At 51.6% G+C, this 25,733-nt stretch carries 25 protein-coding genes and 1 riboswitch; of the genes, 4 read left to right on the top strand and 21 right to left on the bottom strand.

Features of this window, described 5'->3' with window-relative positions; translation table 11 throughout:
- Positions 1-75 precede the first annotated feature (75 nt).
- A complete protein-coding gene (locus AC1VOR_RS18550) occupies positions 76-900 on the bottom strand; it encodes an alpha/beta hydrolase family protein (RefSeq protein ID WP_482619983.1) in 825 nt (274 codons plus the stop codon).
- Positions 901-1,086: 186 nt separating this feature from the next.
- Between AC1VOR_RS18550 and AC1VOR_RS18555 the strand changes: the two genes are divergently transcribed.
- Complete coding sequence (locus AC1VOR_RS18555; RefSeq protein ID WP_482619985.1) at positions 1,087-1,326, top strand: hypothetical protein; 240 nt, start codon at positions 1,087-1,089, stop codon at positions 1,324-1,326.
- 59 nt (positions 1,327-1,385) lie between these two features.
- Positions 1,386-1,826: a hypothetical protein gene (locus AC1VOR_RS18560; RefSeq protein WP_482619986.1), complete on the top strand. Its 441-nt coding sequence runs from the start codon at positions 1,386-1,388 to the stop codon at positions 1,824-1,826.
- Positions 1,827-1,904: 78 nt separating this feature from the next.
- Here the strand turns inward: AC1VOR_RS18560 and AC1VOR_RS18565 are convergent, their stop codons facing one another.
- The 19 genes from AC1VOR_RS18565 to purE all read right to left on the bottom strand — a co-directional run bounded on the left by AC1VOR_RS18565 (position 1,905) and on the right by purE (position 21,976).
- Positions 1,905-2,660: a hypothetical protein gene (locus AC1VOR_RS18565; protein ID WP_482619988.1), complete on the bottom strand. Its 756-nt coding sequence runs from the start codon at positions 2,658-2,660 to the stop codon at positions 1,905-1,907.
- Positions 2,657-3,355, bottom strand: coding sequence for an ABC transporter ATP-binding protein (locus AC1VOR_RS18570; protein ID WP_482619990.1), 699 nt, complete (start codon positions 3,353-3,355; stop codon positions 2,657-2,659). The genes AC1VOR_RS18565 and AC1VOR_RS18570 overlap by 4 nt, the downstream gene beginning before the upstream one ends.
- A gap of 16 nt (positions 3,356-3,371) precedes the next feature.
- Positions 3,372-3,746 carry a GntR family transcriptional regulator gene (locus AC1VOR_RS18575; protein WP_059050637.1) on the bottom strand — a complete coding sequence of 125 codons (375 nt, stop codon included), beginning with the start codon at positions 3,744-3,746 and terminating at the stop codon, positions 3,372-3,374.
- A gap of 82 nt (positions 3,747-3,828) precedes the next feature.
- Positions 3,829-4,590: an ABC transporter permease gene (locus AC1VOR_RS18580; RefSeq protein WP_482619992.1), complete on the bottom strand. Its 762-nt coding sequence runs from the start codon at positions 4,588-4,590 to the stop codon at positions 3,829-3,831.
- Entirely contained in the window at positions 4,583-5,569 is a 987-nt protein-coding gene (locus AC1VOR_RS18585; protein WP_482619994.1) for an ABC transporter ATP-binding protein, read from the bottom strand. The genes AC1VOR_RS18580 and AC1VOR_RS18585 overlap by 8 nt, the downstream gene beginning before the upstream one ends.
- 169 nt (positions 5,570-5,738) lie before the next feature.
- Positions 5,739-7,001 (bottom strand): threonine ammonia-lyase IlvA, encoded by a 1,263-nt coding sequence (gene ilvA / locus AC1VOR_RS18590; protein WP_059050630.1) that lies wholly within the window; start codon positions 6,999-7,001, stop codon positions 5,739-5,741.
- 196 nt (positions 7,002-7,197) lie between these two features.
- Entirely contained in the window at positions 7,198-7,419 is a 222-nt protein-coding gene (locus AC1VOR_RS18595; protein WP_482619996.1) for a hypothetical protein, read from the bottom strand.
- Between the two features lie 193 nt (positions 7,420-7,612).
- Entirely contained in the window at positions 7,613-8,881 is a 1,269-nt protein-coding gene (gene purD / locus AC1VOR_RS18600) for a phosphoribosylamine--glycine ligase (RefSeq protein ID WP_482619998.1), read from the bottom strand.
- A 921-nt stretch (positions 8,882-9,802) separates the two neighbouring features.
- Positions 9,803-11,350 (bottom strand): bifunctional phosphoribosylaminoimidazolecarboxamide formyltransferase/IMP cyclohydrolase, encoded by a 1,548-nt coding sequence (gene purH / locus AC1VOR_RS18605; protein ID WP_482620000.1) that lies wholly within the window; start codon positions 11,348-11,350, stop codon positions 9,803-9,805.
- Positions 11,351-11,513: 163 nt separating this feature from the next.
- On the bottom strand, positions 11,514-12,134 hold the full coding sequence (gene purN / locus AC1VOR_RS18610; protein WP_482620001.1) for a phosphoribosylglycinamide formyltransferase: 621 nt from the start codon (positions 12,132-12,134) through the stop codon (positions 11,514-11,516).
- Positions 12,134-13,177: a phosphoribosylformylglycinamidine cyclo-ligase gene (purM, locus tag AC1VOR_RS18615; RefSeq protein ID WP_482620003.1), complete on the bottom strand. Its 1,044-nt coding sequence runs from the start codon at positions 13,175-13,177 to the stop codon at positions 12,134-12,136. The genes purN and purM overlap by 1 nt, the downstream gene beginning before the upstream one ends.
- Before the next feature lie 126 nt (positions 13,178-13,303).
- Positions 13,304-14,782 (bottom strand): amidophosphoribosyltransferase, encoded by a 1,479-nt coding sequence (gene purF / locus AC1VOR_RS18620; RefSeq protein ID WP_482620005.1) that lies wholly within the window; start codon positions 14,780-14,782, stop codon positions 13,304-13,306.
- A complete protein-coding gene (gene purL, locus AC1VOR_RS18625; RefSeq protein WP_482620007.1) occupies positions 14,767-17,010 on the bottom strand; it encodes a phosphoribosylformylglycinamidine synthase subunit PurL in 2,244 nt (747 codons plus the stop codon). The genes purF and purL overlap by 16 nt, the downstream gene beginning before the upstream one ends.
- Positions 16,988-17,677 (bottom strand): phosphoribosylformylglycinamidine synthase subunit PurQ, encoded by a 690-nt coding sequence (gene purQ / locus AC1VOR_RS18630; protein WP_482620009.1) that lies wholly within the window; start codon positions 17,675-17,677, stop codon positions 16,988-16,990. Before purQ ends, purL begins: the two co-directional genes overlap by 23 nt.
- Before the next feature lie 4 nt (positions 17,678-17,681).
- Positions 17,682-17,927, bottom strand: coding sequence for a phosphoribosylformylglycinamidine synthase subunit PurS (gene purS / locus AC1VOR_RS18635; RefSeq protein WP_059050613.1), 246 nt, complete (start codon positions 17,925-17,927; stop codon positions 17,682-17,684).
- Between the two features lie 82 nt (positions 17,928-18,009).
- Entirely contained in the window at positions 18,010-18,909 is a 900-nt protein-coding gene (locus AC1VOR_RS18640; protein ID WP_482620011.1) for a phosphoribosylaminoimidazolesuccinocarboxamide synthase, read from the bottom strand.
- A gap of 27 nt (positions 18,910-18,936) precedes the next feature.
- On the bottom strand, positions 18,937-20,232 hold the full coding sequence (gene purB, locus AC1VOR_RS18645; RefSeq protein WP_482620012.1) for an adenylosuccinate lyase: 1,296 nt from the start codon (positions 20,230-20,232) through the stop codon (positions 18,937-18,939).
- Positions 20,229-21,482: a 5-(carboxyamino)imidazole ribonucleotide synthase gene (purK, locus tag AC1VOR_RS18650; protein ID WP_482620013.1), complete on the bottom strand. Its 1,254-nt coding sequence runs from the start codon at positions 21,480-21,482 to the stop codon at positions 20,229-20,231. The genes purB and purK overlap by 4 nt, the downstream gene beginning before the upstream one ends.
- Positions 21,479-21,976 (bottom strand): 5-(carboxyamino)imidazole ribonucleotide mutase, encoded by a 498-nt coding sequence (purE, locus tag AC1VOR_RS18655; protein WP_482620015.1) that lies wholly within the window; start codon positions 21,974-21,976, stop codon positions 21,479-21,481. The genes purK and purE overlap by 4 nt, the downstream gene beginning before the upstream one ends.
- 650 nt (positions 21,977-22,626) lie before the next feature.
- A riboswitch (purine riboswitch) is annotated at positions 22,627-22,728 on the bottom strand.
- Between the two features lie 166 nt (positions 22,729-22,894).
- Here purE and AC1VOR_RS18660 point away from each other — a divergent pair.
- Together AC1VOR_RS18660 and AC1VOR_RS18665 are read left to right on the top strand one after the other, a co-directional pair.
- A complete protein-coding gene (locus AC1VOR_RS18660) occupies positions 22,895-23,464 on the top strand; it encodes a TetR/AcrR family transcriptional regulator (RefSeq protein WP_482620017.1) in 570 nt (189 codons plus the stop codon).
- A 101-nt stretch (positions 23,465-23,565) separates the two neighbouring features.
- Complete coding sequence (locus AC1VOR_RS18665) at positions 23,566-24,690, top strand: NADH-dependent flavin oxidoreductase (RefSeq protein ID WP_482620019.1); 1,125 nt, start codon at positions 23,566-23,568, stop codon at positions 24,688-24,690.
- A gap of 98 nt (positions 24,691-24,788) precedes the next feature.
- On the opposite strand, the gene AC1VOR_RS18670 is transcribed toward AC1VOR_RS18665, so the two are convergent.
- Complete coding sequence (locus tag AC1VOR_RS18670; RefSeq protein WP_482620020.1) at positions 24,789-25,697, bottom strand: response regulator; 909 nt, start codon at positions 25,695-25,697, stop codon at positions 24,789-24,791.
- Positions 25,698-25,733 lie beyond the last annotated feature (36 nt).

Here is a 25,733-nt window from a genome sequence, read left to right on the forward strand (position 1 = left end):
AGTATGGTTACACCTCCATTGTATCCTTTCAGAAAGTTTTTTACCACTTTCATATGATGTAGGTAGGGGATTCTTCTAAATCATCCAGTTCTGCCATTCGGCTTGGGCCGCCTCCAGACCACCCAACCACTCCTTGGTCTTGCGGATTAATTGCTGCTGGTGCTCTCCCGTGGAGAATGTATGATTTGCCTGGAAGATGATCTCCTTGTCGCAGCGGCCTTCTGGGCGCAACCAGAATACCTTCTGATACAAGAAAGCATAATCTGCCGGGATATCATCATCCGAGGTGCCATGAACGACAAGTACATCTCCTGTAAATTTAGAGGCCTCCTGGAACGGCTGGAATTCTCCCAGTGAATTAAAATAAGCTTTGGTCAGCCCATAGCCTAAATAATCAGCACGGCCTTGCTTTACGGCCTGGTCATAGACCTCTCGACCCGTAATCTTCACAATATCACTGTACGGATACCCCACAGATGCCCACAGAACGAGATTCTTAACCCGACGATCACGAATTCCCGTCAGCAAGGCAATGGCTCCTCCCAGGCTATGCCCAATCAGGGACACCCGGGTAGGATCAATATCAAACGCCCCCAAGCCATAATCGAGTACAGCCCTGGTCTGGGCAATCAGCGATTCTACACCATGCTCTCCATAGTTACCACTACTCTCTCCGCAGCCCAAATAATCAAAGCGCAGTACAAGGTATCCCTCCGCAGCCAATTCCCGGGCCGTCTTGAGAAATAACCGATCTACACCAATACGGTTGCCTACAAATCCGTGGCAGATAATGGTAAGTGGAGCACGATGGCAGCGTCCCTCCTGCTTGCTCTGAGCAGGATAATGGATACTGGCCGCAATTTCCTCGCTTCCGTGCTTGATAATAATTTGTCTTTCCATACCGGTGCTTCCCCCTGTCCCGTTCCTTGGCAGGAACTTTATACTCTTAATTCCGATAAGTTTAATATGATTTATGGATTTATCTTATCACTGCCGCCCGCCAGGTGTCAATCGGCTCCTTGCAGACAAGGCAAAACTTGCAGTATACTACGAGGGATAATCAGACCGGAAGGAGACCCCTTATTCATGAATGCGCAGAAGTTAACCGGTGAATTGAAGCCGCTCTATCGGCAAATGAATCCGGATAATCAGGTCTATTTTAACCGCATGCTCGAATTTTTCCACTCCGAATCCAATCCCTTGAGCCCCGTCAAAGGTGAGAAGTTACTGCTTGATCTTGCTCGGCGGATGGTTATAGCCAAGGTAAAGGAGTCTCCGCAGCAGACCTGTTTGGAGATGATCCGAGCGTCTACTGTGAACAACTAACCGATGATATGCAAAGGGGGAGGCCCCGTACGCTGGGAGCCAAGATTAGATACTATACGATGATTCCTTGGATCGCTTTGACCTGGGTCTTCTTTATCTACATGATTACCGGCTTCTTCAGCAAATGGTTTGATGGCAGCATGGAATACACCGTAATCAGCAGCTCTTCGCTCCTCATTATGGCTGGCCTGTCCATCGTGCTTATTGAATTGGTTACGCGGTTCCTGGCTAATCCCGGCAGGACAGAGCAGTCAGGGGGCTCCGATGTTGCGGGAACTACGGCTACAGCCAGCACGCCCCGCTATCCCTCTGCTCGCAGCTTTAACCTCCGCTCCTTTGGCCTCTACATCGGGATTGCCGTTGCCGTTATATTCATCGGGGCACTACTTAACCGGGTGACGCCATCGTTTACCGTATCGCCATGGGACAGTCTTATCATCTTTGCTATCGGCCTGGTCGGACAAATCTTCTTCATTCTCCTCCGGCCTCGTCATATCTAAGCGAGAATTAATCACAAAGCCCCGCAGGAGATTTATGCGCCTACTAGCACATCTCCTGCGGGGCTTTGTCGTCTCTATTTAAATTTCCGCTCGTCTTTTCAGCAGATAGCTCATCAACCAGACCAACAAACCGGCGACAACGAGTTCAAAGAGGAAGGGCCCCCAGGCCATAAAGTTGAAGCCTCCAGCTTGAACGGTCACTGATCCGGATTCTGATTCAAACACACCGAACATAAAGTTTGAGGTGTCAGCGTCTTTGAAAAAGAGGTCCTCTAACCAGAATAGGACATACTGTATAATAATGAATGCAAGAATGCCCATCCAGGTTCCCGCTTTGCCCCGAATGCTTACGCTGGCTCCGATCAGCATGGAGACAAAGATCATCACAATTAACAGCGTATAGGCCCATACAATGAGGCCGATATTCAACAACCAGTCACTAAGATGAATGGAGCGAAATAGTTCTTGTATCTCAAAAGGATATCCTAAGAACTGAATGTACAGTCCACCATGTATGGCGATGATTCCCAGGAGCACGATAAGTACGATCCAGCTTAACAAAAGGGGTGAAAGTATCGTCCATACCGAGTGAACCGGCAGCAAGCGCCGATGATAAGCCCTGATATTGTAGCTAAATGTCTTGGAGACCGTGACAATCATAATCATCGCTGCCGCGACATATAGCAGGATGGTCAACGTTACAATCGCAGCATCCACCCAGTTCCGATAATGACCGACAGTCGCAACTGCAATCTGGGCAACAATGAGTACGAAGAATACACTAAGCAGGGTATTGGCATTCCGTTTCCATTCGTATTTCAATAGCTTCATCATTCTGCAAACACCTCTTTGAACATGTCGTCAACGCTCTTGCCATATTTAATCCGCAGGTTCTCCACTTCCTCCTGCATCACGATCTCTCCATCACGGATAAAGATCACCTCGTCAAAGATCCGCTCAATGTCGCGTACCAGATGTGTAGAGACAACAAGACTTGCGTCTTCATTATAGAACTCCACAATCGCATCAAGGATTTTCCCTCTGGCTACAGGGTCTACGCCGCCAATCGGCTCATCGAGCAGATATAGTCTGGCATTTCTCGACAACGTCAGGGTCAATTGCAACCGTTCATTCATTCCTTTGGACAAGGCACTGATTCGATCACTTTCGCGAAGTCCCATGAAGTCGAGCATTGTACGAGCCTTCTGCTGGTCAAAATCAGAGTAGAAGTCCCGATAGAAGCCGATAGCATCACGCACCTTCATCCAGGATTCCGTCAACGGGCGGTCCGGCATAAAGGATACCAGCGATTTCGTCTCCAGGCCCACTGGCGTCCCATTAACCTTAATTTGTCCCTGTGTAGGATGAATCAGCCCAGCTACCGCCTTCATCAGTGTGCTTTTCCCGCTACCGTTCGTGCCGAGCAGTCCAATAATCTTGCCTGGGTTCAGGTTGAAAGAAACCTGATGGAGGGCTATTTTGCCTCCGTATGTCTTTGATACTTTATCTACTTCCAATAATGAATTCATGCTTGGGTTCTCCTCTCTATTGCGGTTCTTCCGTTTTCACGGCTTCACTAACAATCGTAGCGATATCCTGACTGGAAAAACCAAGCTCCTGCATGCCACCGATAAAACGGTCCAGCAGTTCACCCGCCATTTCCTTTTTGATACTCATGATTTTTCCTTCCTCATTCGTCACATATCGGCCAAGTCCACGTTTTGTTTCCACAACAGCTTCACGCTCCAATTCCTGAAAAGTCCGTTGCACGGTATTCGGATTAATTTGCAAATCTGCTGCAAGCTCACGTACCGAAGGGATCTTATCTCCGGCCTTCAGTTTGCCTGTTACGATTTCGCGTTTTAAATAATTCATGATTTGCAAATAAATCGGCAAGTTATTATCAAATTCAATGCTCATGATTCCTTGTGCTCCTTTCCGCCGTATGCCGCAGAACTGCGAGCGGGTATATACCCGCAGTTAAGAGCAGCTTCATTTTTCATTACGCAACATCCCTCTTCTGGAATACAATAAATCCGGCTGCAAGAAACAAGATCAGATAAGCAGCAAGCACCGTGGACGAAAAGGCCAAGTTCATGCCTTCAAATGGCGGATTGCCACTTGTGTATACCGATAAATCCGCATTCGTGAAGATCAGATATTTGACGATATCGTATCTGGATAGCAAAGTGACTACCAGCGATTCCATCATCAACAGGAACATGCCAATTCCGATGGTAGCCCCGGTCGAGCGGGTAAGAATACCAACAAGGAAGCTGAGCGTAGCGAACACCACTGCATAAATCCACAGATAGAGCATCAACTCCAAAAATCCGCCAAAAGCGTGGCCTTGAAGGTCAAAACCAAACACCATTCCGCCGCCAATCCAGCCGCATACCAAAGTAAACAGGCAAAGCGTCAGCGTGTACAACAGCACCGTGATGTACTTCGAGGCCAGAATGCTACTACGGGTCTGTGAACGAATCAGCAGCAGCTTGATGGTTCCAAGGCTATGTTCCTTGGCCACGCTGCCGGCGGTACCAATGATGGCAAGCACCACCACCATCTGACCGATGCCGTTCTTGGACAGTACAATCGTCATAATATCAGGCAGGAACATGCCTTCCCCGGCGGGAGCAAAAGCATGTAAAACATACAGCATTAAAGCAATCGCGGCTGCAATCAGTGCATAAGCCACGAAGAAGCTGCGCTTCTTAGACATTTTCAACCATTCGTTGGTTACCAATCCGACCATGCTACGCATGTTGCTTGCCTCCCGTCCATTTCAAGAATTCATCCTCTAGAGACGACTTGACTTCTTCGATCCGGTACAGCCGGATGCCCTCGTTGCCAAGGGTGTTAACGATATCGGGAATATCGCTGTCACGTACCGAAATCGTAATCTGCCCACGTTCTGCACTTAGTCCAAGCAAGCGAATATCCTCTATTCTCACCAGTAGTGCCTTGGTCCGGTCGGCATCGTCAACACGCAAGGTGATATTCACCCTTATAGCGTCAGGTTCTCCCACGGCTGCACCCAAAGCACGTTCCGTGACGAATTTCCCTTCCTGAATCACAACGACGCGGCTACACATCAATTCCATCTCCGAGAGCAGATGGCTGGAGACCAGTACGGCAATCCCTTGCTCACTTGCGATCTGCTTCAAATAATCCCGCATCTCCCGAATCCCCGCCGGATCAAGCCCGTTGGTTGGTTCATCCAGGATAAGAATGGAAGGCTTGTGTAGTAGCGCCTGCGCGATGCCAAGCCGTTGCCGCATACCCAGCGAATAAGTCTTGACCCGTTTGTGAATGGCATGTTCCAGCCCCACCAGCCGGGTAACCTCCTGCAATCTTACCTCGTCGATGCCTCCACTCATTCGCTGGTATTGCTTCAGGTTGTCATTCCCGCTCATATACGGATAGAACTCCGGGTTCTCGATAATTCCCCCGATTTCGGCAATCGCTTTGGCAAAACCCTGACGTATGCTGGTCCCCTTGACCACAACGTCTCCTTCCGTCATGCCGATTAATCCAACAATCATACGGATGGTCGTCGTTTTCCCTGCTCCGTTGGGACCCAGCAGCCCTACGATTTCCCCTTGACGAAGATCAAAGGACAATCTATCTACAATCGTCTTATTACCGATTTTCTTGGTCGCTTGCTTCACGGACAATACAATCTCGCCCGATTTATGAGCCGTATCGGTGGTCTGTGTAAGCACCTGCTCCTCTGCGATCATTTTGTTCACTCCTTCATCGTGTCGGTGTTATAGTTAAATAGTACACTAGTAATTTGATGTTGTAAAGTCAAATTAGAAAAAAAAGAAGTTGTCCCTAAGGGACAACTTCACGATGTTCATGTACCGACCGAATCCACTTCGCCCGCCACAACATGGTTCTATCTATTGATCAGATTAACAAATTAAATAAATTCAAATCCCGGTTTAGCTCTGTATAAGCAATGCCCTTGGACACCATGCGTTCCACCAACGCTTCATAATCGGCTTTGTCGCTCAATTCAATGCCCACGAGCGCCGGGCCGTTCTCTTTGTTATGCTTCTTGGTATATTCAAACCGGGTAATGTCGTCGTTGGGTCCAAGCACCTCTTCCAGGAATTCACGGAGGGCGCCTGCCCGTTGCGGAAAGTTAATCAGGAAATAATGCTTGAGTCCCTCATAAATCAAGGAACGTTCCTTCATTTCCTGCATCCGGTCAATATCGTTATTGCCACCGCTAATGACGCATACGACCGTCTTGCCCCGGATCTGCTCCCGGTACATATCCAGCGCTGAGACCGGCAAGGCTCCGGCGGGTTCCACAACAATTGCGCTATCATTGTACAACTCCAATATCGTCGTACAAGCCTTGCCTTCCGGTACGCGCACCACATCATCCAGCATCGTCGAACAAATCTCGAAGTTGAGATCCCCCACCCGCTTGACCGCCGCACCGTCAACGAACTTGTCGATGGACTCCAGGGTGACAACCTTCTTCTGCTTGAGCGAAGCGATCATAGACGCTGCCCCTGCGGGCTCTACGCCAATGATTTGCGTCGTGGGACTTACCGTTTTGAGATAGGTACCGACTCCCGAGACCAGTCCGCCCCCGCCAATGGTCACAAACACATAATCGGCTGGTGAGGTCAGACTCTCCATAATCTCCATCCCGATTGTCCCGTTACCCGCTACAATCTTAGGATCATCGAAGGGATGGATAAAGGTCATGCCATTTTCACTACAGGCCTTCATAGCTTCAGCATAAGCATCATCATAAGTATCTCCGATGAGGACCACCTCCACGTGGGAACCGCCAAAGCGTTTGACTTGCTTGACCTTCTGATTAGGTGTCGTACTAGGCATATAAATCTTGCCTTGAATGCCCAGCGCATTGCAAGAGAAGGCTACGCCTTGAGCGTGGTTCCCCGCACTGGCGCATACGATCCCCTTCTCCCAATCCTCCGGTTGCAGGCTGCGAATCATATTGTAGGCCCCGCGAATTTTGAAAGAGCGGACCACTTGCAGGTCTTCCCGCTTTAAATAAACGTTGCACTCATATTTAGACGATAACGTCGCATCAAGCTGCAACGGGGTTCTAACCACAACTTCCTTAAGTACATGGTGCGCCTTGACGATATCCTCCATGCCCACCGTTTGTCTCTCCGCCTGGTTCATGACTTTCTCCTCACTTTGGGTTATATCTCTCATGCTTATAAAAGTACACCTGAAACCGCCTTCGGTTCAAGCTATTTATCTAAAATTGTGGTAAACACTAGGAATTCGCCCGATTTGGCACAAAAAATGAATGCCTCTCCACCCGGCTCGAGGCCAGACATGGAGAGGCAGATGCAACTGCAAATGAATGGACAGGCTAGTCCTTCTTGGGTATCAAGCGATCATCCGTGTGACCCTCAGAGGTGGTCTCTTGAGCCAATTCGGTCAGTTCCCACTCCACCGTACCATAGACCGGATCGGTTGGGAATTCCTCGCCCTTCTGTAGCGATTCCTCGCGTCCTGTCTCGTCCCGATAAACACCGTCCGTTTCCACTTTTTCGCGCGAGACGGGCAGCATTTCCTTCATCTTATCGCTCACTATAGATCGCCTCCTCCCGCGTAGTATCTCCCTATCCTGAATGTTTATCCAAGTTTAAGAGGGTGAGCTTCTTGCGGAAGGGGACTGCGTGCTTGTTATAACAATTAAACGGTGTGTGTCATGGCACTTGGTTCCTTAGCGCACCATCTACGTGCTTACCGTACCCATCCTACGGCAACTTTGTTCCTCACTTTTAAATGAGCGCTTTTGCCGCAATATCGGTCCGGCTGTGTTTCCCATCAAATTCGATCTGCTCAGCCGCGGCATAAGCCTTGTCCCGGGCTTCCGAAATAGAGCCACCCAAGCCAACAACGCCCAGCACGCGGCCACCGTTCGTCACCCATTCGTCCCTCTCATTCTTGGCCGTTCCAGCATGGAATACCAACGCCTCCGAAGGCACCTTGTCCAGCCCTTGAATGGGCAAGCCCTTTGGATAGGAGGCCGGATAGCCGCCGGAGGCCAGCACCACACAGACTGCCGCTTCTTCGCTCCACTCGATATCGATTTGGTCCAATGTCCCGTTAACCGCCGCCAGGAAAATATCTAGCAAATCACTCTTGAGTCTTGGCAATACCACCTGCGTCTCCGGATCACCGAAGCGAGCGTTGAACTCAATCGTCTTAGGCTTACCATCCGGGGTGATCATTAGCCCAGCGAACAGAACGCCACGGAACGGACGGCCTTCAGCCACCATGGCTTTGGCGGTAGGCTTGATAATGGTCTCCACCGCTTCCTGAATGATGTGATCTGCGATATGTGGCAATGGCGAATAGGTTCCCATTCCACCCGTATTGGGTCCCTTGTCACCATCATAGACCTGCTTGTGATCTTGTGCGGCCGACATCGGGCGTACTGTCTCGCCGTCCACAAATGCCAAAATCGACATTTCCTGTCCTTCCAGGAATTCCTCAATGACGACCTGACTTCCAGAGGCGCCGAATACCTTATCAACCATAATATTTTTCAATGCGGCTTCCGCCTCTTCAAGGGAGAACGCCACGGTTACCCCCTTACCGGCCGCTAGTCCATCTGCCTTGATGACAATGGGGATGGACTGGCTCCGCAAATACTCCAGTGCTTGCTCGTAATTGTCGAACTTCTGGTAAGCGGCTGTAGGAATACCGTATTTATGCAGCAGATCCTTCATGAACGTCTTGCTACCCTCGATCTCCGCTGCATTTTTACGTGGTCCAAACACAGGGATTTGCTTGGCTTCGAACACATCGACAATCCCGTCCGCTAGCGGATCATCAGGGCCAACCACCACCAGGCCCACCTTGCGCTCCTCAGCAAAGGCCGCCAACTTCTCAAACTCATTTACCTGAAGCGGTACTAGTTCAGCAATTTGTCCAATGCCAGCGTTACCCGGCGCGCAATAAATTTTATCGGCCTTGGGGCTCTTCGCCAAACTCCAACAAATCGCATGTTCACGACCGCCCCCGCCAATCACCAAAATATCCATACGTCTACGTCTCCTCCTCACTCAACTCAACTTGCCTGGTGTTCCCTTTAAGTAATGTGATAGCTCCAAAAGTTAAAATTTAATTCGTAGATAAAGAGTAGATTACCTGATCTAGAGTGAGTGTAACTAATTTAGAGTGTGAATGATGAGTGTAATGGGGGACTAGTTACGTGAAAACGTAGTTTAAGGAGTGTAGCCTGGGTGTAATTCTGAGAGGTGGCAGATTAACTGGAATTTCTCCTGCTAATTTAACTCTATTTGCTCATTACCCTATTTAACGGGAAATTCTCCCTCTAATTTGGGGTTAAACGGCCGATACTGCCTTTTTTGCACGAATTAACAGGAGATTTTCCAGCTAATTCACCTTATTTGGCCAATATCGGCAAATTAGCAGGAGGTTTTCCCACTAATGAGCAAAAAGTGTTTCTATTCCAGCCACCTTACCTCAATTCCCCCACAATTTGCTAACAAGCTACTCCAGAAGCCACTACACAAACTAAAGCTACTTTAAGTTAACTCCCACTACTTCCCCCAGCTACTTTCTTCATTAATCCCTAGCCACACAACCGCAACCAACTATTATGTCCCTCAGTTAATGATGCCTTAGCCATTCTTTAACTCTTGCTCCAACCGACTCTTCTAGCTATTCTTCCACGACCGGATGTATTCACCGCTGTATATGTTCCTCAGCCGTATGCGTTTCCCACCGTATGTGTTCAACAGCCGTGTGTGCTTCCACGAAAGTTGTGGTCCACAACTGTATGGTTTCTGATGCTGCCAGCATATTCATGCCATGCCTGGGAGCGCACGCACCAGAAAATCAAGCTCCCGAGCACCGCGTCGCCAGCATCCCACCCCGCACCACACTTTCAGCCGAAAAACGGCAGGCCGCCGCAGCGGTCTGCCGTTTGGCTTGGCCTTCTAGTGCTTGAAGTGGCGTACGCCGGTGAACACCATGGCAATGCCATGCTCGTTGGCTACCTTGATCGACTCTTCGTCTCTCACCGAGCCGCCCGGCTGAATGACCGCCGTAATGCCGGCCTTGGCCGCATATTCCAGCGTGTCACCCATCGGGAAGAACGCATCCGATGCAAGGATACTACCCTTGGCTTGTTCCCCAGCTTGCTCGATGGCGATTTTCGCCGCACCTACGCGGTTCATTTGCCCGGCACCTACGCCAATGGTCATGTCGTCCTTAGCGAGCACAATCGCATTCGATTTCACATGCTTAACGACCTTCCAACCGAACAGCAATTGCTTCAGTTCCGCTTCAGTTGGCTTGCGATCAGTCACTACCGTAATGTCAGACTCCTGCAACGTATGAACATCGCTATCCTGAACCACCATACCCCCATCGATAGAGGTCACGACGAACTGACTGCTGCGGCTAGCACCAAGCTCCAGTCCACCCAGCTTCAACAGACGAATGTTTTTCTTCTGGGTCAAAATTCCCAACGCTTCCTCAGTAAAGCCTGGCGCCAGCACAATCTCCAGGAAAATTTCTTTCAGCAACAGCGCGGTATCCTCATCAATAATCCGGTTAGCGGCTACAATGCCGCCGAAGATTGACACTGGATCGGCTGCATAAGCCTTCTGATAAGCCTCCAGCACGCTGGAACCTACGCCAACGCCACAAGGATTCATATGCTTGACTGCCACTACAGCAGGCTCCTCAAATTCTTTAACGATTTGCAGCGCTGCATTCGCATCATTAATATTGTTGTAGGACAGCTCCTTGCCATGCAACTGCTCGGCTTGGGTTAAAGTATCTGCACCCGCCAGTGGCTTGCGGTAGAAGGCTGCCTTCTGATGCGGATTTTCGCCATAACGCAAATCCTGAATTTTCTCATAAGTTACCGTATATCGTTCAGGCAAAGGATCGCCGTTCACATTAGACAAGTAATCCGAGATCAGAGCATCGTAAGAAGCCGTGTGACGGAACACTTTGGCAGCTAGTTGCTTACGCGTATCTAGCGTCGTATCTCCACCTGCACGAACCTCCTCCAGCACGGTGCCATAATCAGCCGCATCAACAACCACGCTAACGAAGGCATGATTTTTAGCTGCTGAACGAAGCATCGTAGGTCCGCCGATATCAATATTCTCGATCGCATCCTCATAGGCCACGTCAGGCTTGGCAATCGTCTCTTGGAACGGATACAGATTTACCACCACTAAGTCAATATAATCCAGACCGAGCTCCTTCATTTGTGCCTGATGCTCACTGCTGTCACGCACAGCCAGCAATCCACTATGAACTGCCGGATGCAAGGTTTTGACCCGTCCATCCAGAATTTCCGAAAATCCGGTGACTTCGGAGATACCGATAACCGGAACCCCTTCCTTCGACAACAGGTTTTTCGTACCTCCGGTCGAGATAATTTCCACTCCCAACTGCGACAGCTCACGGCAAAAGTCTACGATGCCTGTTTTATCCGATACGCTTACGAGCGCTCTCTTTATACTCACTATCGGCTCCTCCTTTATTTGGCGAATCTTGCCCGATATTTCTCGGGAAATATCGAAACCCCTGAACGTTTGTGGCGACAACTTACGCATTATGCAAGCTTGATGACTGATGGAGTGCCCCAAGGCGCCATTTCTCATCAAAGCAGACGAGACTCCCAGCCCACTATGGAGCAGGTAACACCATTACCTTCCGGCCCTCTACACGAATGCGGCCTTCTGCAAACCACGACACAACCTGCGGATACAACTCCTGCTCGGCAGCATGAATTTTGGCCTCCAGCGACTGGAGCGTATCCTCTGCGGCAACTTCCACCACCGTTTGCGCAACCACAGCACCCGTATCCATGCCCCCATCTACCAAATGTACCGTAGCACCTGTCACTTTAACGCCATAGTCCAAAGCTTGTCCTATCGCATTTTTACCAGGAAAAGCAGGCAACAGAGAGGGGTGGATATTGATCATTCTCCCGGCGTAAGCTTCCACCAATACGGGGGTTAACAGTCTCATATACCCGGCCAGCACGATCAAATCGACCTGCAAGCTGTTCAACTTCACAGCGATTTCCGCTTCGTAATCCTCCCGGCGCGCGTATGCCTTCGGGTCGAACAAGAAGCATTCAACCCCTGCCTGGCGTGCCCGCTCGACCACAGGGGCCTGGGGCTTATCGCATACCAAGAGTACAATCTCCGCAGCCAAACCTCCTGCTCGCGAAGCATCAAGCAAATTTTGAAAATTACTGCCTTGTCCCGAAGCGAACACGGCAATCTGATAGCCTTGTGCCATTATACGTCTGCTCCCGTGAAGGTAACCTCGCGGGTGCCTTCAGTAACCCGGCCGATAACATAAGGGGTTTCGCCCGCAGCACGCAACGCCTCTGCTGCAGCTTCCGCTTGCTCTTCGGCTACGATAATGACCAACCCGATACCCATGTTAAACGTCGTGAACATATCCCGATGGGTGACATTACCTTGCTGTTGCAGCACATCAAAGATCGGCAAGATCGGCCAAGAGCCATAGGCCACTTCAACATTGACATTCTCCGGCAACACACGCGGAATGTTCTCAATGAATCCACCGCCGGTAATATGAGCCATGCCCTTCACATCTACCTGCTCCAGCAGCGACAGCACCGGCTTCACATACAGCTTCGTAGGCGTCAACAGCACATCGCCCAGGACCTGCCCATCAAGCGCATCAAGCTTGTCATGCAGATCATAACCTGCTTCCTCAAGCAGCAGCTTGCGTACCAGCGAGAAGCCGTTACTGTGCACACCGCTGGAAGCAAGGCCAATCACCGTATCCCCAGGCTTGATGGAACTGCCGTTGATGATCTTGCTCTTGTCGACAACCCCTACGGTAAAGCCGGCAATATCGTATTCCCCTTCGCTGTACATGCCGGGCATCTCGGCTGTTTCGCCACCGATCAGCGCACAACCGGACTGATGACATCCCTCCGCGATACCGGCAACAATTGCCTCTATCTTCTCAGGAACCACCTTGTCGCAAGCCAGATAATCCAGGAAGAACAACGGCTCCGCGCCTTGCACGACCACGTCGTTAACGCACATTGCAACCGCGTCGATGCCGATCGTATCATGCTTGTCCATCGCAAAGGCAAGCTTCAGCTTCGTGCCCACGCCGTCCGTTCCGGACACAAGCACAGGCTCCGCATATTTATCCTTGTTCAAGCCGAACAAAGCGCCAAAACCGCCTAAATCCGTCATAACCTCCGGACGAAACGTCCGTTTGACGTGCTTTTTCATCCGTTCAACCGCTTCATTCCCGGCTGCGATATCGACACCGGCCTTCTTGTATGCTTCTGACACGAGAGGGACACACTCCTTAGGTTCATTTTCATAGCTCTTCAAAATTTGCTTCATGCTCACATTAACGATTTTACCAAAAATCAACAAAATATTTCATGTCGTAAAATAAGTCGAATCCTCACAGCATTAGCAAGTACAACCGAACTTCTCTTCTCCGTCAAAATCCGTTTGGGTCGGGTAATCATTGTCGAAGCAAGCCATGCATAAGCCACCCTTGTAGTCTCCGGCGTTGCCACCATCCACAGCCTGAATCAGGCCTTTGGGACTCAGGAATTCCAGGGAATCGGCATGAATCTCCCGGCAAATCTCCTCAATCGATTTATAGGATGCAATCAGTTCATCACGATTGGGGGTATCAATGCCGTAGAAGCATGGATTCTTAAAAGGTGGAGATGTAATACGCACATGCACCTCCGTCGCGCCCGCTTCGCGAAGCAGGTTCACAATCCGGCGTGAGGTCGTGCCACGAACGATAGAATCGTCAATCATAACAACGCGCTTGCCCTCGACCACCTTGCGCACAGCGCTCAGCTTCATCTTGACCCCTTGCTCGCGGAGCTCCTGGCTAGGCTGAATGAACGTGCGGCCAGTGTATTTATTTTTGATCAAGCCCATCTCATACGGAATTCCGGTCTGCTCTGCGTAACCAATGGCAGCCGAGATACTGGAATCCGGTACCCCGGTTACAACGTCCGCATCCACGAAGGATTCCTGCGCCATAACCTGTCCCATCCGCTTGCGGCTGGCATGCAGGTTCGACCCATTCATATCACTATCCGGGCGGGCAAAATAAATATATTCCATCGCGCAAAGCGCCTTGCGCCCTGCCGGGGCATACCGCTCCTCATACATACCATCCCGGTCTAGCACCAGCATTTCGCCTGGCTGAATCTCCCGAATTGTCTCCGCGCCAACCACCTCGAAGGCACAGGTCTCCGATGAGAACAGGTAAGCATCACCAAGCCGTCCCATCACCAGCGGCCGCAACCCGTTCGGGTCACTGGCAGCGATCAGCTTATCGTTGGTCAACAGCAGGAAGGCAAAGCCCCCTACAAGCTGGCTGAGCGCATCCTTCGCTGCCGCAACGAAGTCCTTGGAGGAACGGGCGATCAAATGCGCAATCACCTCAGTATCGCTGGTTGTTTGAAAGATCGACCCGCTTTGCTCCAGCTCCCGGCGAATCTTCGGCGCATTCACGATGTTCCCGTTGGTCGCCACGGCCAGATCGCCGTCCCGATACTTGAAGATCAGCGGCTGCGCATTGGTCAGCTTGCTATCTCCGCTCGTGGAGTAGCGCACATGGCCGATGGAGCGGTCGCCCTTCAGCGAAGCCAGCTTATCGCGGTCGAAGACCTCCTTCACCAGCCCCATGCTGCGGTGATAGTTGAAATCCTCGCCACCGGCAACACAGATCCCGGCGCTCTCTTCCCCGCGATGCTGCAAGGCATGAAGCCCGTAATACGAGAGCGAGGCGGCTTCGGCATGACCGAACACGCCAAACACGCCGCACTCCTCGCGCAAGGTATCGAACGGGTCGATCCGACCCGCTCCTTCATTATAGTAATCTCCTGTCCATAGCCCTTGCGGCATTATTTCATCAGACATGGAATGACATCCTCCCAGGTGCGTTTCAACTGCTCTACCGGCCGACTCACTGCCGTGGTTCCGTTCACAGACACGTTCAATTCGGCACCGCCAACCTTACCGATGCGAGCGACAGGAACACCCTTGCCCTCAATCAACTGTTGCAAGGCATCTGCCTGCTCCGGTGCTGCCGACAGCAGAATGCGTGATTGCGATTCGCTAAACAAGAACACGTCCGGACGAAGCTCGCTGGTCAAGTCAACCTTGGCACCCAGGTTCCCGCTGATGCAGGATTCGGCCAAAGCTACGCCCAGTCCCCCGTCCGACAAGTCATGAGCCGAGCGAACCAGGCCGCCTTGAATGGCTTCCAGCACTGCACCCAGCAGCTTCTTCTCAACCGCCAGGTCAAGCTGCGGCGGACGACCCTCCACCAAGCCATGAATGACGGATTGGAACTCGCTGCCGCCAAGCTCGGCCTTCGTCTCGCCAAGCAGGAAGACAACATCTCCCTCTGACTTGAAGCCTTGGGTCGTAATATGATCCGTATCATGTACAAGGCCCACCATGCCCACCACTGGGGTTGGATAAATAGCACCTTGAGCGTTCTCGTTGTACAAACTCACGTTACCGCCGATTACCGGCGTCTCAAGCTCGCGGCAAGCTTCCGCCATACCATCTACGGAGCGTTCCATCTGCCAGAAAATATCTGGCTTCTCCGGACTTCCGAAGTTCAGGTTATCCGTAATCGCCAATGGCTCGGCACCGGAGCAGACAATATTGCGTGCTGCTTCGCTGACCGCGATCCGGCCGCCCACCTCTGGATCAAGATATACGAATCGTCCGTTACAATCGGTTGTCATCGCCAGTGCCTTTCGCGTACCATGGATGGTCACCACCGCTGCGTCAGAGCCTGGACGGACTGCTGTGCTGGTCCGCACCATATAGTCGTATTGGTTGTAGACCCAAGCCTTGCTCGCTACGGTAGGCGAAGCCAACACTTGATCCAGAGCTGCGCCTAGATCCTTCACCTCGTCATAGCGAAGCGGGTCCACATTCGCATTTTGCTCGTAATAAGCGGGTACAGCCGATGGCTTATCGTAGATCGGGCACTCGTCAACCAACGCCGTAACCGGCATATCGCCAACAACTTCCCCGTGATGATACAGCTTCAGACGGCCATCGTCCGTTACTTTACCCACCTTGGCACAAATGACGCCCCAACGTTCGAATATTTCCAGGGCCTGTGCCTCATCCTTTGGCTCCACGACGAACAACATGCGTTCCTGAGACTCGGACAGCATCATTTCGTAAGCCGTCATGCCTTCCTCACGTTGCGGCACTTCATCCAGATACAACTCCAGACCGTTGCCCGCCTTGCTCGCCATTTCGGCACTGGAGCAGGTGAGGCCTGCCGCACCCATGTCCTGAATCCCCAATACGATGCCCGTATCGATCAGTTCCAGACAGGCTTCCATAACCAGCTTCTCCATGAATGGATCACCGACCTGCACCGCCGTCCGTCTCGCTTCGGATTCCTCCGTCAGTTCCTCGGAAGCAAATGTCGCGCCGTGAATACCATCTCGTCCAGTTGGTGGTCCAACATAGAACACCGGATTCCCTACGCCCTTAGCAACGCCGCGTTGAATCTTGTCATGGTCAATCAAGCCAACACACATCGCATTAACCAGCGGATTGCCGTCATAGCTCTCATCGAACACGACTTCGCCGCCGACGGTCGGAATCCCGATACAGTTGCCATAGCCCGCAATCCCGGATACAACATGCTCGAACAAATATTTGACCCGGTCGCTCTCCAGTTTGCCGAAGCGCAAGGAGTTAAGCACCGCAATCGGTCTTGAGCCCATGGAGAAAATGTCGCGGATAATCCCGCCCACGCCCGTAGCCGCACCTTGGTAAGGTTCCACTGCGGATGGATGGTTGTGGCTTTCGATCTTGAACACAACCGCCTGGTTATCGCCAATATCTACGATCCCTGCACCTTCACCCGGTCCCATCAAGACGCGAGGACCGCTAGTCGGGAAGCGACGCAGCAGTGGCTTGGAATTTTTATAAGCACAATGCTCGGACCACATCACGCTAAATACGCCGATTTCCGTATAGTTCGGCTTCCGTCCCAGGAATCCACAGATCAGCTCATATTCACTGTCCGATACGCCCATTTGTTTGTAAATTTGCTGCTCCGCGATTTGCTCCGTATTCGGTTCCTTAGCGGACACTTGCTGACTCATGCCGATCCCTCCAAGCCTTCAAAATAGATGTGAACATTTTCTTGCCATCCACCGAACCAAGTACCGCATCTACCGCACGCTCCGGGTGAGGCATCATGCCCACCACGTTGCCACGCTGATTGGAAATCCCGGCGATATCGTCCACCGAGCCGTTCGGATTATCGGTATAACGGAAAATGATTTGTTTATTTTGCTGCAACTCAGCCAAGGTAGCCTCGTCACAATAATAGTTACCTTCACCATGCGCAATTGGAATCGTGATCTCTTCGCCTGCCTCATAAAGCGAGGTGAACGGATTTTCGTTATTCTCGACGCGCAGGACGGTATCATGACAGCGGAACTTCAGCGACATATTGCGACGCAGCGTTCCTGGCAGCAGGCCGGCCTCCGTCAAAATTTGAAATCCGTTACAAATACCAAGCACATATTTACCTTGCTCCGCCGCTTTGGCGACCTCATTCATCACTGGAGCAAAGCGGGAAATCGCCCCGCACCGCAGGTAATCACCATAGGAGAAGCCTCCGGGAACGATAATGCAATCGTAAGCTGACAGATCAGTAGCCGTATGCCACACGTAATCGACGGATTCTCCAAGGCCATCTTCAACCGCTTTGTAGCAGTCGATGTCACAGTTGGAGCCGGGAAATACGAGAACTGCAAATTTCATGGAATTAGCCCTCCAATTCAAAGCGGTAATCTTCAACTACGGTGTTAGCTAACAGCTTCTCGCACATGGCTTTGACGCGGGCTTCCGCCTCAGCGCGATCATGGGTATCGAGCACCAATTCCATATATTTGCCGATGCGGACACTATCCACTTCCTTGAACCCCATGGAATGAAGCGCCCCCTGAACGGCAACCCCTTGTGGGTCAAGTACGCTTTGTTTGATCGTGACATATACGCTCGCTTTTATCATGTTCCTCGTATTCCTCCTAAAGGTGCGGACTTCACGTCCATATTTTTATCAATCAAATGAATGCTGTTTTACCAAATCCTGCTTACGAAAGTTCGCTACCGGTCAGCCTTTGGTAGATATCACGGTAACGCCGCGTCGTTTCCTCTACAACCTGCGCTGGAAGCGGGTCAGGCGCGCTGTTCTTGTCCCAATTTGTGCCGGACAGATAGGCGCGTACAGGCTCTTTATCCATGCTGTCGATCTCAATATCCAGGGCATAGTTCTCTTGCGCCCAGAAGCGAGAGGCGTCAGGGGTGAAGATTTCATCGATCAAAATCAGCTTTCCATCCACTAGCCCAAACTCCAGCTTGCAGTCGGCCAGGATAATGCCACGTTCCTCGCAGTAATCCCGGGCGAAAGCGTACATCTCCAGGCTCCGGCTGCGCAACTGCTCGGCCAATTCCTCGCCAACCTGTGCCGCCATGGCCTCGAAGGAAATATCCTCATCATGTCCCACGTCATTCTTGGCCGCCGGAGTGAAGATCGGATCAGTCAGCTTGGCGTTCTTGCGCAGGCCTTCCGGCAACTGAATGCCGTTGATCTCGCCGCTTTGCTCATATTGCCGCCAGCCCCCGCCAGTCACGTAACCGCGCACGACACATTCAATATCAATGCGCTCCGCCTTGCGTGTGACCATGATCCGGTTCCTTAGCGCCTCGCGGTGCTGAGCCGGAATCACTTCACCGAGCCGCTCCACATCGGTATGAATGACATGATTATCCAGTACCTGCTTCGTCTTCTCGAACCAGAATGCGCTCAGACGATTCAGTACATTTCCTTTGTCCGGCACCGCCGGGTCAAGCACGTAGTCGAATGCCGAGATGCGATCCGTCACCACGATCAGGTAATGCTCCCCTAAATCATACAGCTCCCGAACCTTGCCTTTGTACAGCAGTGGCGCCTGAATCATCTCCGCTGCCGTGGAAATTGCCGATACTGGCATGTTGTCGCTCCTCCTCCAGGTTATTGCCTATTCCAATCCAAGCTTGCGGAAAATGGTGTCTACATGCTTCAAATGCCATGCCGGATTAAAGGCATCCTCGATCTCTTCTTTGCTAAGCACACTGGTAATCTCTGGCGTCTCTTCAATAATCTCACGGAACTGACGCTGGGTCTCCCAAGCCTGCATCGCCCGTGGCTGCACGGTGTCATAGGCCTGCTCGCGGCTTAAGCCCTTGTCAATCAGCATCGTCAGCACACGACCTGAGAAAGGCACACCAAATGTACGACCCATATTGCGCTTCATATTTTCCGGGAACACCGTCAGATTCTTCACAATATTGCCGAAGCGGTTCAACATATAGTTCAGCAGCATGGTCGCATCTGGCAAAATAACCCGTTCTACCGACGAATGGGAAATATCGCGTTCATGCCACAGCGTTACGTTCTCATAAGCGGACAACATATGTCCGCGAATGACGCGAGACAAGCCAGAGATATTCTCGCTGCCGATTGGATTGCGCTTATGCGGCATGGCCGAAGAACCCTTTTGCCCCTTAGCAAAAGCTTCTTCTACCTCGCGGAATTCGCTCTTCTGCAAGGCGCGAATTTCCGTTGCGAACTTGTCCAGCGAAGTGGCGACGAGCGCCAGCGTGCCCATGTACTCGGCATGGCGATCACGTTGAAGCGTCTGCGTCGAGATCGGCGCTGCCTTCGTACCCAGCTTCTGGCATACGAACTCCTCCACGGACGGATCAATATTGGCGTACGTACCTACCGCGCCGGAAATTTTACCATATTGCACATTGTCGGCCGCATGACGGAACCGTTCCAGATTCCGCTTCATTTCCTCATGCCACAATGCCATCTTCAGACCAAAGGTGGTTGGCTCGGCATGCACGCCATGCGTGCGACCCATCATCGGTGTGTCCTTGTAGGCGAGTGCCTTTTCCTTCAAGATTTCAATGAAATTGACAATATCCTTCTCCAAAATTTCGTTGGCTTGCTTCAACAAATAACCCAGCGCCGTATCAACCACATCTGTGGAAGTCAGCCCGTAATGAACCCATTTACGTTCCGCACCCAGACTTTCAGATACCGCACGGGTGAAGGCGATTACGTCATGGCGCGTCTCCTGTTCAATCTCGTATATGCGGTCGATATCGAAGGAGGCGTTCTGGCGCAGCAACGCTGCATCTTCCTTCGGAATAACGCCAAGCTCGGCCCAAGCTTCGCAGGCGCAAAGCTCTACTTCCAGCCACGCTTTGAATTTGTTCTCTTCGGTCCAGATCGCTCTCATTTCCGGTCTGCTGTAGCGTTCGATCATTTGTGTTCATTCCTCCAAATTTTGGTTTGCTCAATCCATTGAAGCGCGTCTTCTACCTCATGACAAAGCAGGTTGATATGACCCATTTTGCGTTTGGGTGCGGCTCCGTTCTTTCCGTATAAATGCACTTTGGGTACAACCGAAGACCGTCCCTTGTGGGACTTGTCCGCTCGTTGAACGGCATCCTCCGCTTGCTCACCTTCTATAGAAAGCCACTGTCCGCTTGCCATCGCCGTACGAACCGCTTCCAGATGCTCACCCAGCACGTTCACCATAACCACGGGTGTCAGTAGCTCCGCACGACCCAGCGGCAAATTGCAAATAGCCCGTATATGCTGCTCAAATTGCGAGGTGGTGCAGGCTTCTATCGTATAATGACCAGAGTTGTGTGGACGTGGAGCCAGTTCGTTCACGAACAGTTCCCCACCCTCTGTCAAAAACATTTCCACAGCCAGCAATCCCGCTGCTTCCATGCCTTCCGCAATTCGTGCCGCCAGTTCCTCAGCCCTGCGCTTCACATCATCTTCAATCCGTGCGGGAACGATAGAAATATGCAAAATGTTGTCCTGGTGAATATTCTCCGCCACCGGAAAGGTGCTCACCTCGCCACGAGGGCTACGCGCCGCAATGACAGACAGCTCCTTGACGAAAGGAACAAATTGTTCCAACACGAGTTCTGTACCCGCACGGCTCAATTCTTCATAAGCAGGTGCAATATCCTCTGCCGAGCGAAGTACCCACTGTCCCTTGCCGTCATAACCACCGGTCGCTGTCTTAAGCACAGCGGGGAAACCCAAACGTTCCACCGCAGAGCGCAATTCCTGCTCGCTGCTGATTTCCTCGTAAGGTGCTACCTTGACCCCGGCCGCCTCAACAGCCCGCTTCTCACGCAGCCGATGCTGCGTCGTATAGAGCAGCCGACTTCCTTGCGGTACAAGTGAAGTTTCCTCCAATAGAGCAGCGACTTTGGCATCCACATTTTCAAATTCATAAGTAATGACATCCGATCGCTGCGCCAGCCCCCGGGCTGCGGTCTGATCATCGTAGCGGGCTACAATCTGCTCCGCCACCTGCCCACACGGAGCATCCGGTGTAGGGTCCAGCGTTACAAAGCGATACCCCATATTGCTGCCGGCCAGCGCCATCATGCGGCCAAGCTGTCCTCCGCCCAGTATTCCGATCGTCCCCCCCGGACCAATCACAGGCGTGCCACCGTTACCGCTAGCTTTGTCCAACAAATTTCCACTCATTCGACCGCTCCCAGCTCAGCACTACTGCCAAGCGCCTCATCTCTGATCCGATCTCGGCGCTGCTCGACGCGAGCCATCAAGTCGGCATCAAATACGCCAAGTATTTGGGCCGCCAGCAAACCGGCATTGACGGCTCCCGCCTTACCGATCGCCACCGTCGCTACAGGGATGCCGCCGGGCATCTGCACGATGGACAACAGGGAGTCCATTCCACTTAGTGCCGCCGATTTCACCGGCACACCGATCACGGGCAGCGTCGTCTTCGCCGCGACCATCCCTGGCAGGTGGGCAGCGCCCCCGGCACCGGCAATAATGATCTTGATTCCACGACTTGCAGCTTGCTCCGCAAACTCAAACATTAAATCCGGCGTACGATGCGCGGATACGACATTTTTCTCGTAGGGGATGCTCAGTTCCTCCAAAATGGCGCAAGTGTGGGACATGGTCTCCCAATCCGACTTGCTGCCCATAATTACGGCAACCTGTGCTGTCATGCTTCAACCTGCTTTCTATAGATGATGGACATTCATATTGGCTCAACACCGAAATCAGTGCTTGACATGGGAGCAATGAGGCGCTACGGGTTCGTAGGGTTCTTCCGATCGCTATTGTTCCTGGATTTCCTAATTTATTAAATTCCTATAAGGTAGAAATCCACTCGCAAAGGCGACCAAGCATAGGCTTTCGATGCAGCTTTCCTTCAGAAAGCTTTAAGTTTCTCCAGAATCCCTACGACCCTCCGTTCTATAGATGTCTTTTGTCAAGCACTGATTCTTGAATTGAGCCTTCATACATTCATTATAAGGGTTGTTCAAAAAGTCGTCTTCCCATGACGAAGCTGTTCGAGAAGTGAATTCGACATCGAATCTTGAATTCACCCGGGCCTTCCGTTGCTCACGTACCCACTACGTACGCTCCGCTACTCAGTCCCTGGCTTCATCCAACCTTCTCGGTCCTGTAAACCCAACTTTTTGAACACGTATTATAGGTAATCACCAGGGCGTTAAAAAGGTCCGGAACTCCCTGGAAAATAGCAAGTATTCTCCATCCATTCCGGACCTTCGAAGGAACACGGAACATGTGCGCCACCAGTAGACAAAAACCGCGTGGCAACGCAAAGCCCGGTGCATTTGGCCCAGGCTTACTTCGATCCGTATTCGCTCGTAGTCCAAGAATTTACGGTTCTCGGGTAGATACTTCCAGGCCTTATTCCCGGCATTATACGAGTTCATTATGTTCGGCGGCGAACCGCCTTTTCTCCCCTAGTGTACCAATCGCTCCCCCTTTATGTCAACTCAAACACGAACATTAAATGAATGTAAAATACGAATGTTCGCCTTTAAACCATAAGTCATTTTATTATGGACTGATAGGTCCCGAATAGTGTATAGTGATTTCAGGAGGTGATGTAGATGGTCCGTCCCCGCGCTTTTGAGGAAATCGAGGTATTGCGTAAGGCCATGGAGCTGTTCTGGAGCAAAGGATACGAAGCTTCTTCCTTAAACGACATTATTCACGCTACCGGGTTAAGTAAGAGCAGCTTGTACGAAACGTTTGGCAACAAACACGATTTGTTCATCCGTGCCTTCCAGCTTTATCGGGACGAGCGGCTATCCGGCCTGCATCAATGCTTAAGCACCGAAGACGTTCCCCAAGGGATCCGCGCAGCCTTCCAGGCTTTGCTGGATGATAAGAAATCCTCCCTGGGCTGCATGACATCTAATGAAGCTGTCGAACTGGCGCCCCATGATGCCCAGCTTCAAGGTATGGTAGAGAGTGATTTCGCAGATGTGGAGGATGCCTTTCTGCAAGCCATTGAACGCGGGAAGCATAATGGTTCCTTGCAAACGCCCCTGGAATCGCTGAAGCTGGCCCGTTTTCTCACAGTCTCCCTGCAAGGCATCAACGTCATGGTACGCGCACAATCCGATCTTTCCCGAATTGAAGACGCTGTGAGTGTCATCTTTGAGATGGTGGAATAGTAGTGGGGAAATTCCATCCGCCTTCTCATGACATTTTTGGACCGATAGGTCCGTAATATTCAACATGACTACAATATCGCAAAGAAAAGAGGAAAACACTTATGAAAGAAATTAATCAGCCTATATTTTCACCGTATCATCTGCCTTCAGGCGTGTCCCTTAACAATCGTATTCTGATGGCCCCTATGACGATTGCCTCATCCGGTAGCCAGGGGGAAGTAACCCAAGAGGAATTGAATTATTACCGAACCCGGGCGCAAGGCTTGGGTGCCGTAATCACCTCCAGCGCGCTTGTCTCAGCCAACGGCAAAATGACTCATCAGGGCTTCGCCATTGACGGGGACCATTTGTTGCCTGGATTGAAGCAGCTTGCTGCCGCTATACAGACCTCAGGGACGAAAGCAATTGTACAGCTTTATCATGGTGGAAGACTAAGCCCTTCAGCACTTGTTCCGGAAGGACGGGTAATAGCTCCAAGCGCCGTCGCTGCCGCAAGACCTGGTTCAGCCCTCCCCCAAGCCATGACTGATGGAGACATCAACAACGTACTGGATGACTTTGCTGGAGCGACCCGCCGAGCTATTGAAGCCGGATTTGACGGCGTTGAAATTCATGGGGCCAACGGCTTTCTCCTTCAGCAATTCTTCTCCCCACATGCTAATCGCAGAGAAGACCAATGGGGCGGTACGCTGGCAAAACGGATGGCCTTTCCGCTGGAAGTCATTCGCCGGGTGAAAGCCACCGTGGCCGCCTATGCCACCTCTCCCTTCGCCGTGGGGTACCGCATCTCGCCCGAAGAGAATGAGAAGCCGGGCATTATAATGCAAGACACCTTGCAATTCCTGGACGTGCTGGCCGAACAGAACCTGGACTATGTCCATGTATCTGTGGACCGCTTCTGGGCCGGACCAAGAAGAAGCAGCGATTCAGCCGTCTCAAGAATCGTTATGATTCAGAAGCATGTGGGCGAACGTGTTCCTGTTATCGGGGTAGGCGGTCTATATACGCCTGAGGATGTCTTGGCAGCGTTGAACACCGGGGTTCCACTGATCGCCCTTGGACATGCCATGATACTGAATCCGAATTGGGCCGAGTTGGTGCAAGGTGGTCAAGAGAAACAGATCAAGACGGTCATCTCTCGCTCCGCCCAGACGGAACTTGCCATACCAGATGGCCTATGGGGAATGATTATGAATGCACCTGGGTGGTTCCAGGTCGTGGATTAATTGCGAGGGGTTGCCAAAAAAGCCGATATGGAGCTTGGAACAGCGAGTGGAAGCCCATATCGGCCGTCAGGCTCCCCAGGTTCACCATGGCTACGGCTTCAGGTGTTCCTCCCCATCTGCTCCTGTAGCTCAATGTACAGTACCTGCAAAAATTTCTTGATGTTCACCTTCACTTTGCCGCTGGGCTCGCGTTCCTCTTCGATCTCCTTCATTTTCAACCGTACATCCTCAAAGTCAAAATACAGCGGCGCATAATATTCAAAGCGGGGGTTGCCGTAATCGGTAAGACCCAAGGAAGCCAGATTGGATAATCCGGCTGTCAAAGCACGTCTTAGCCGCTGCTCGATGGCCTTAACTTCCTTGGCGATGTCCTCCGGCTTGCTCTTGTAAGCCGACGCCACTTGGCAGTATAGCTCCTTCAGCGGCGGCAGATTGCCGTTATCCCCACGTTCCAGCAACAAATCCATAATCGCAATCATGTCCCGGCTGCCCGCCTCACCGATTAGTCCCATGTTCATCAGGATAGGCTGAATCGCTTCTCGTACCGTCCGTTTGCCCGTGGGCACAAGGCGTACGTCTCGCAAACCCTCCAGCTTCTTCAGACTGGCCTTAATTTCGTCCAGATAATGACTCATCGCGTAACGCTCATTTACCTTTCGCAGCACCGTTTCCACTTCGATCCGATTAATGGGCTTGCGAATAAAAAACTCGATGCCACTGCGATAAGCCCGGCCCACCATATCCTGATTCTCGATTTGCGAAATCATCACAAACCGGGAATTACAGCCTTGAGCGCGTAGCGAATCAATGGCCTCGATACCATCCTGATCCGGCATAAGCAAATCCATTAATACGATATCGGGCGCTTCGCTTAAGATTTGCCGCACCCCCTCCAGACTGTCGCCAGCCGCACCGGTCACCTCGCCAAGACCACTGTCTTCGATAATATGCTGAAGCATTCTCCTTGCACCGGCATCATCATCTACGATACAGAAAGATAGAGACATTATGGGCTCCTCCTCTACTGAGGTAGTGGCATTCCT

It is taken from the genome of Paenibacillus sp. 1SOY10 (assembly GCF_056836745.1).

Excerpts from the sequence above, each read along its gene's own strand:
- AC1VOR_RS18560 (WP_482619986.1), top strand. The coding sequence starts at position 1,386 with ATGATTCCTTGGATCGCTTTGACCTGGGTCTTCTTTATCTACATGATT.
- AC1VOR_RS18565 (WP_482619988.1), bottom strand. The coding sequence starts at position 2,660 with ATGATGAAGCTATTGAAATACGAATGGAAACGGAATGCCAATACCCTG.
- AC1VOR_RS18570 (WP_482619990.1), bottom strand. The coding sequence starts at position 3,355 with ATGAATTCATTATTGGAAGTAGATAAAGTATCAAAGACATACGGAGGC.
- AC1VOR_RS18585 (WP_482619994.1), bottom strand. The coding sequence starts at position 5,569 with ATGATCGCAGAGGAGCAGGTGCTTACACAGACCACCGATACGGCTCAT.
- AC1VOR_RS18555 (WP_482619985.1), top strand. The coding sequence starts at position 1,087 with ATGAATGCGCAGAAGTTAACCGGTGAATTGAAGCCGCTCTATCGGCAA.
- AC1VOR_RS18670 (WP_482620020.1), bottom strand. The coding sequence starts at position 25,697 with ATGTCTCTATCTTTCTGTATCGTAGATGATGATGCCGGTGCAAGGAGA.
- AC1VOR_RS18640 (WP_482620011.1), bottom strand. The coding sequence starts at position 18,909 with ATGCCAGTATCGGCAATTTCCACGGCAGCGGAGATGATTCAGGCGCCA.
- purN (WP_482620001.1), bottom strand. The coding sequence starts at position 12,134 with ATGGCACAAGGCTATCAGATTGCCGTGTTCGCTTCGGGACAAGGCAGT.
- purL (WP_482620007.1), bottom strand. The coding sequence starts at position 17,010 with ATGAGTCAGCAAGTGTCCGCTAAGGAACCGAATACGGAGCAAATCGCG.
- purD (WP_482619998.1), bottom strand. The coding sequence starts at position 8,881 with ATGGATATTTTGGTGATTGGCGGGGGCGGTCGTGAACATGCGATTTGT.
- ilvA (WP_059050630.1), bottom strand. The coding sequence starts at position 7,001 with ATGAACCAGGCGGAGAGACAAACGGTGGGCATGGAGGATATCGTCAAG.
- AC1VOR_RS18580 (WP_482619992.1), bottom strand. The coding sequence starts at position 4,590 with ATGCGTAGCATGGTCGGATTGGTAACCAACGAATGGTTGAAAATGTCT.
- AC1VOR_RS18575 (WP_059050637.1), bottom strand. The coding sequence starts at position 3,746 with ATGAGCATTGAATTTGATAATAACTTGCCGATTTATTTGCAAATCATG.
- purF (WP_482620005.1), bottom strand. The coding sequence starts at position 14,782 with ATGTCTGATGAAATAATGCCGCAAGGGCTATGGACAGGAGATTACTAT.
- purS (WP_059050613.1), bottom strand. The coding sequence starts at position 17,927 with ATGATAAAAGCGAGCGTATATGTCACGATCAAACAAAGCGTACTTGAC.
- purK (WP_482620013.1), bottom strand. The coding sequence starts at position 21,482 with ATGAGTGGAAATTTGTTGGACAAAGCTAGCGGTAACGGTGGCACGCCT.
- purB (WP_482620012.1), bottom strand. The coding sequence starts at position 20,232 with ATGATCGAACGCTACAGCAGACCGGAAATGAGAGCGATCTGGACCGAA.
- AC1VOR_RS18665 (WP_482620019.1), top strand. The coding sequence starts at position 23,566 with ATGAAAGAAATTAATCAGCCTATATTTTCACCGTATCATCTGCCTTCA.
- purQ (WP_482620009.1), bottom strand. The coding sequence starts at position 17,677 with ATGAAATTTGCAGTTCTCGTATTTCCCGGCTCCAACTGTGACATCGAC.
- purE (WP_482620015.1), bottom strand. The coding sequence starts at position 21,976 with ATGACAGCACAGGTTGCCGTAATTATGGGCAGCAAGTCGGATTGGGAG.
- AC1VOR_RS18550 (WP_482619983.1), bottom strand. The coding sequence starts at position 900 with ATGGAAAGACAAATTATTATCAAGCACGGAAGCGAGGAAATTGCGGCC.
- AC1VOR_RS18660 (WP_482620017.1), top strand. The coding sequence starts at position 22,895 with ATGGTCCGTCCCCGCGCTTTTGAGGAAATCGAGGTATTGCGTAAGGCC.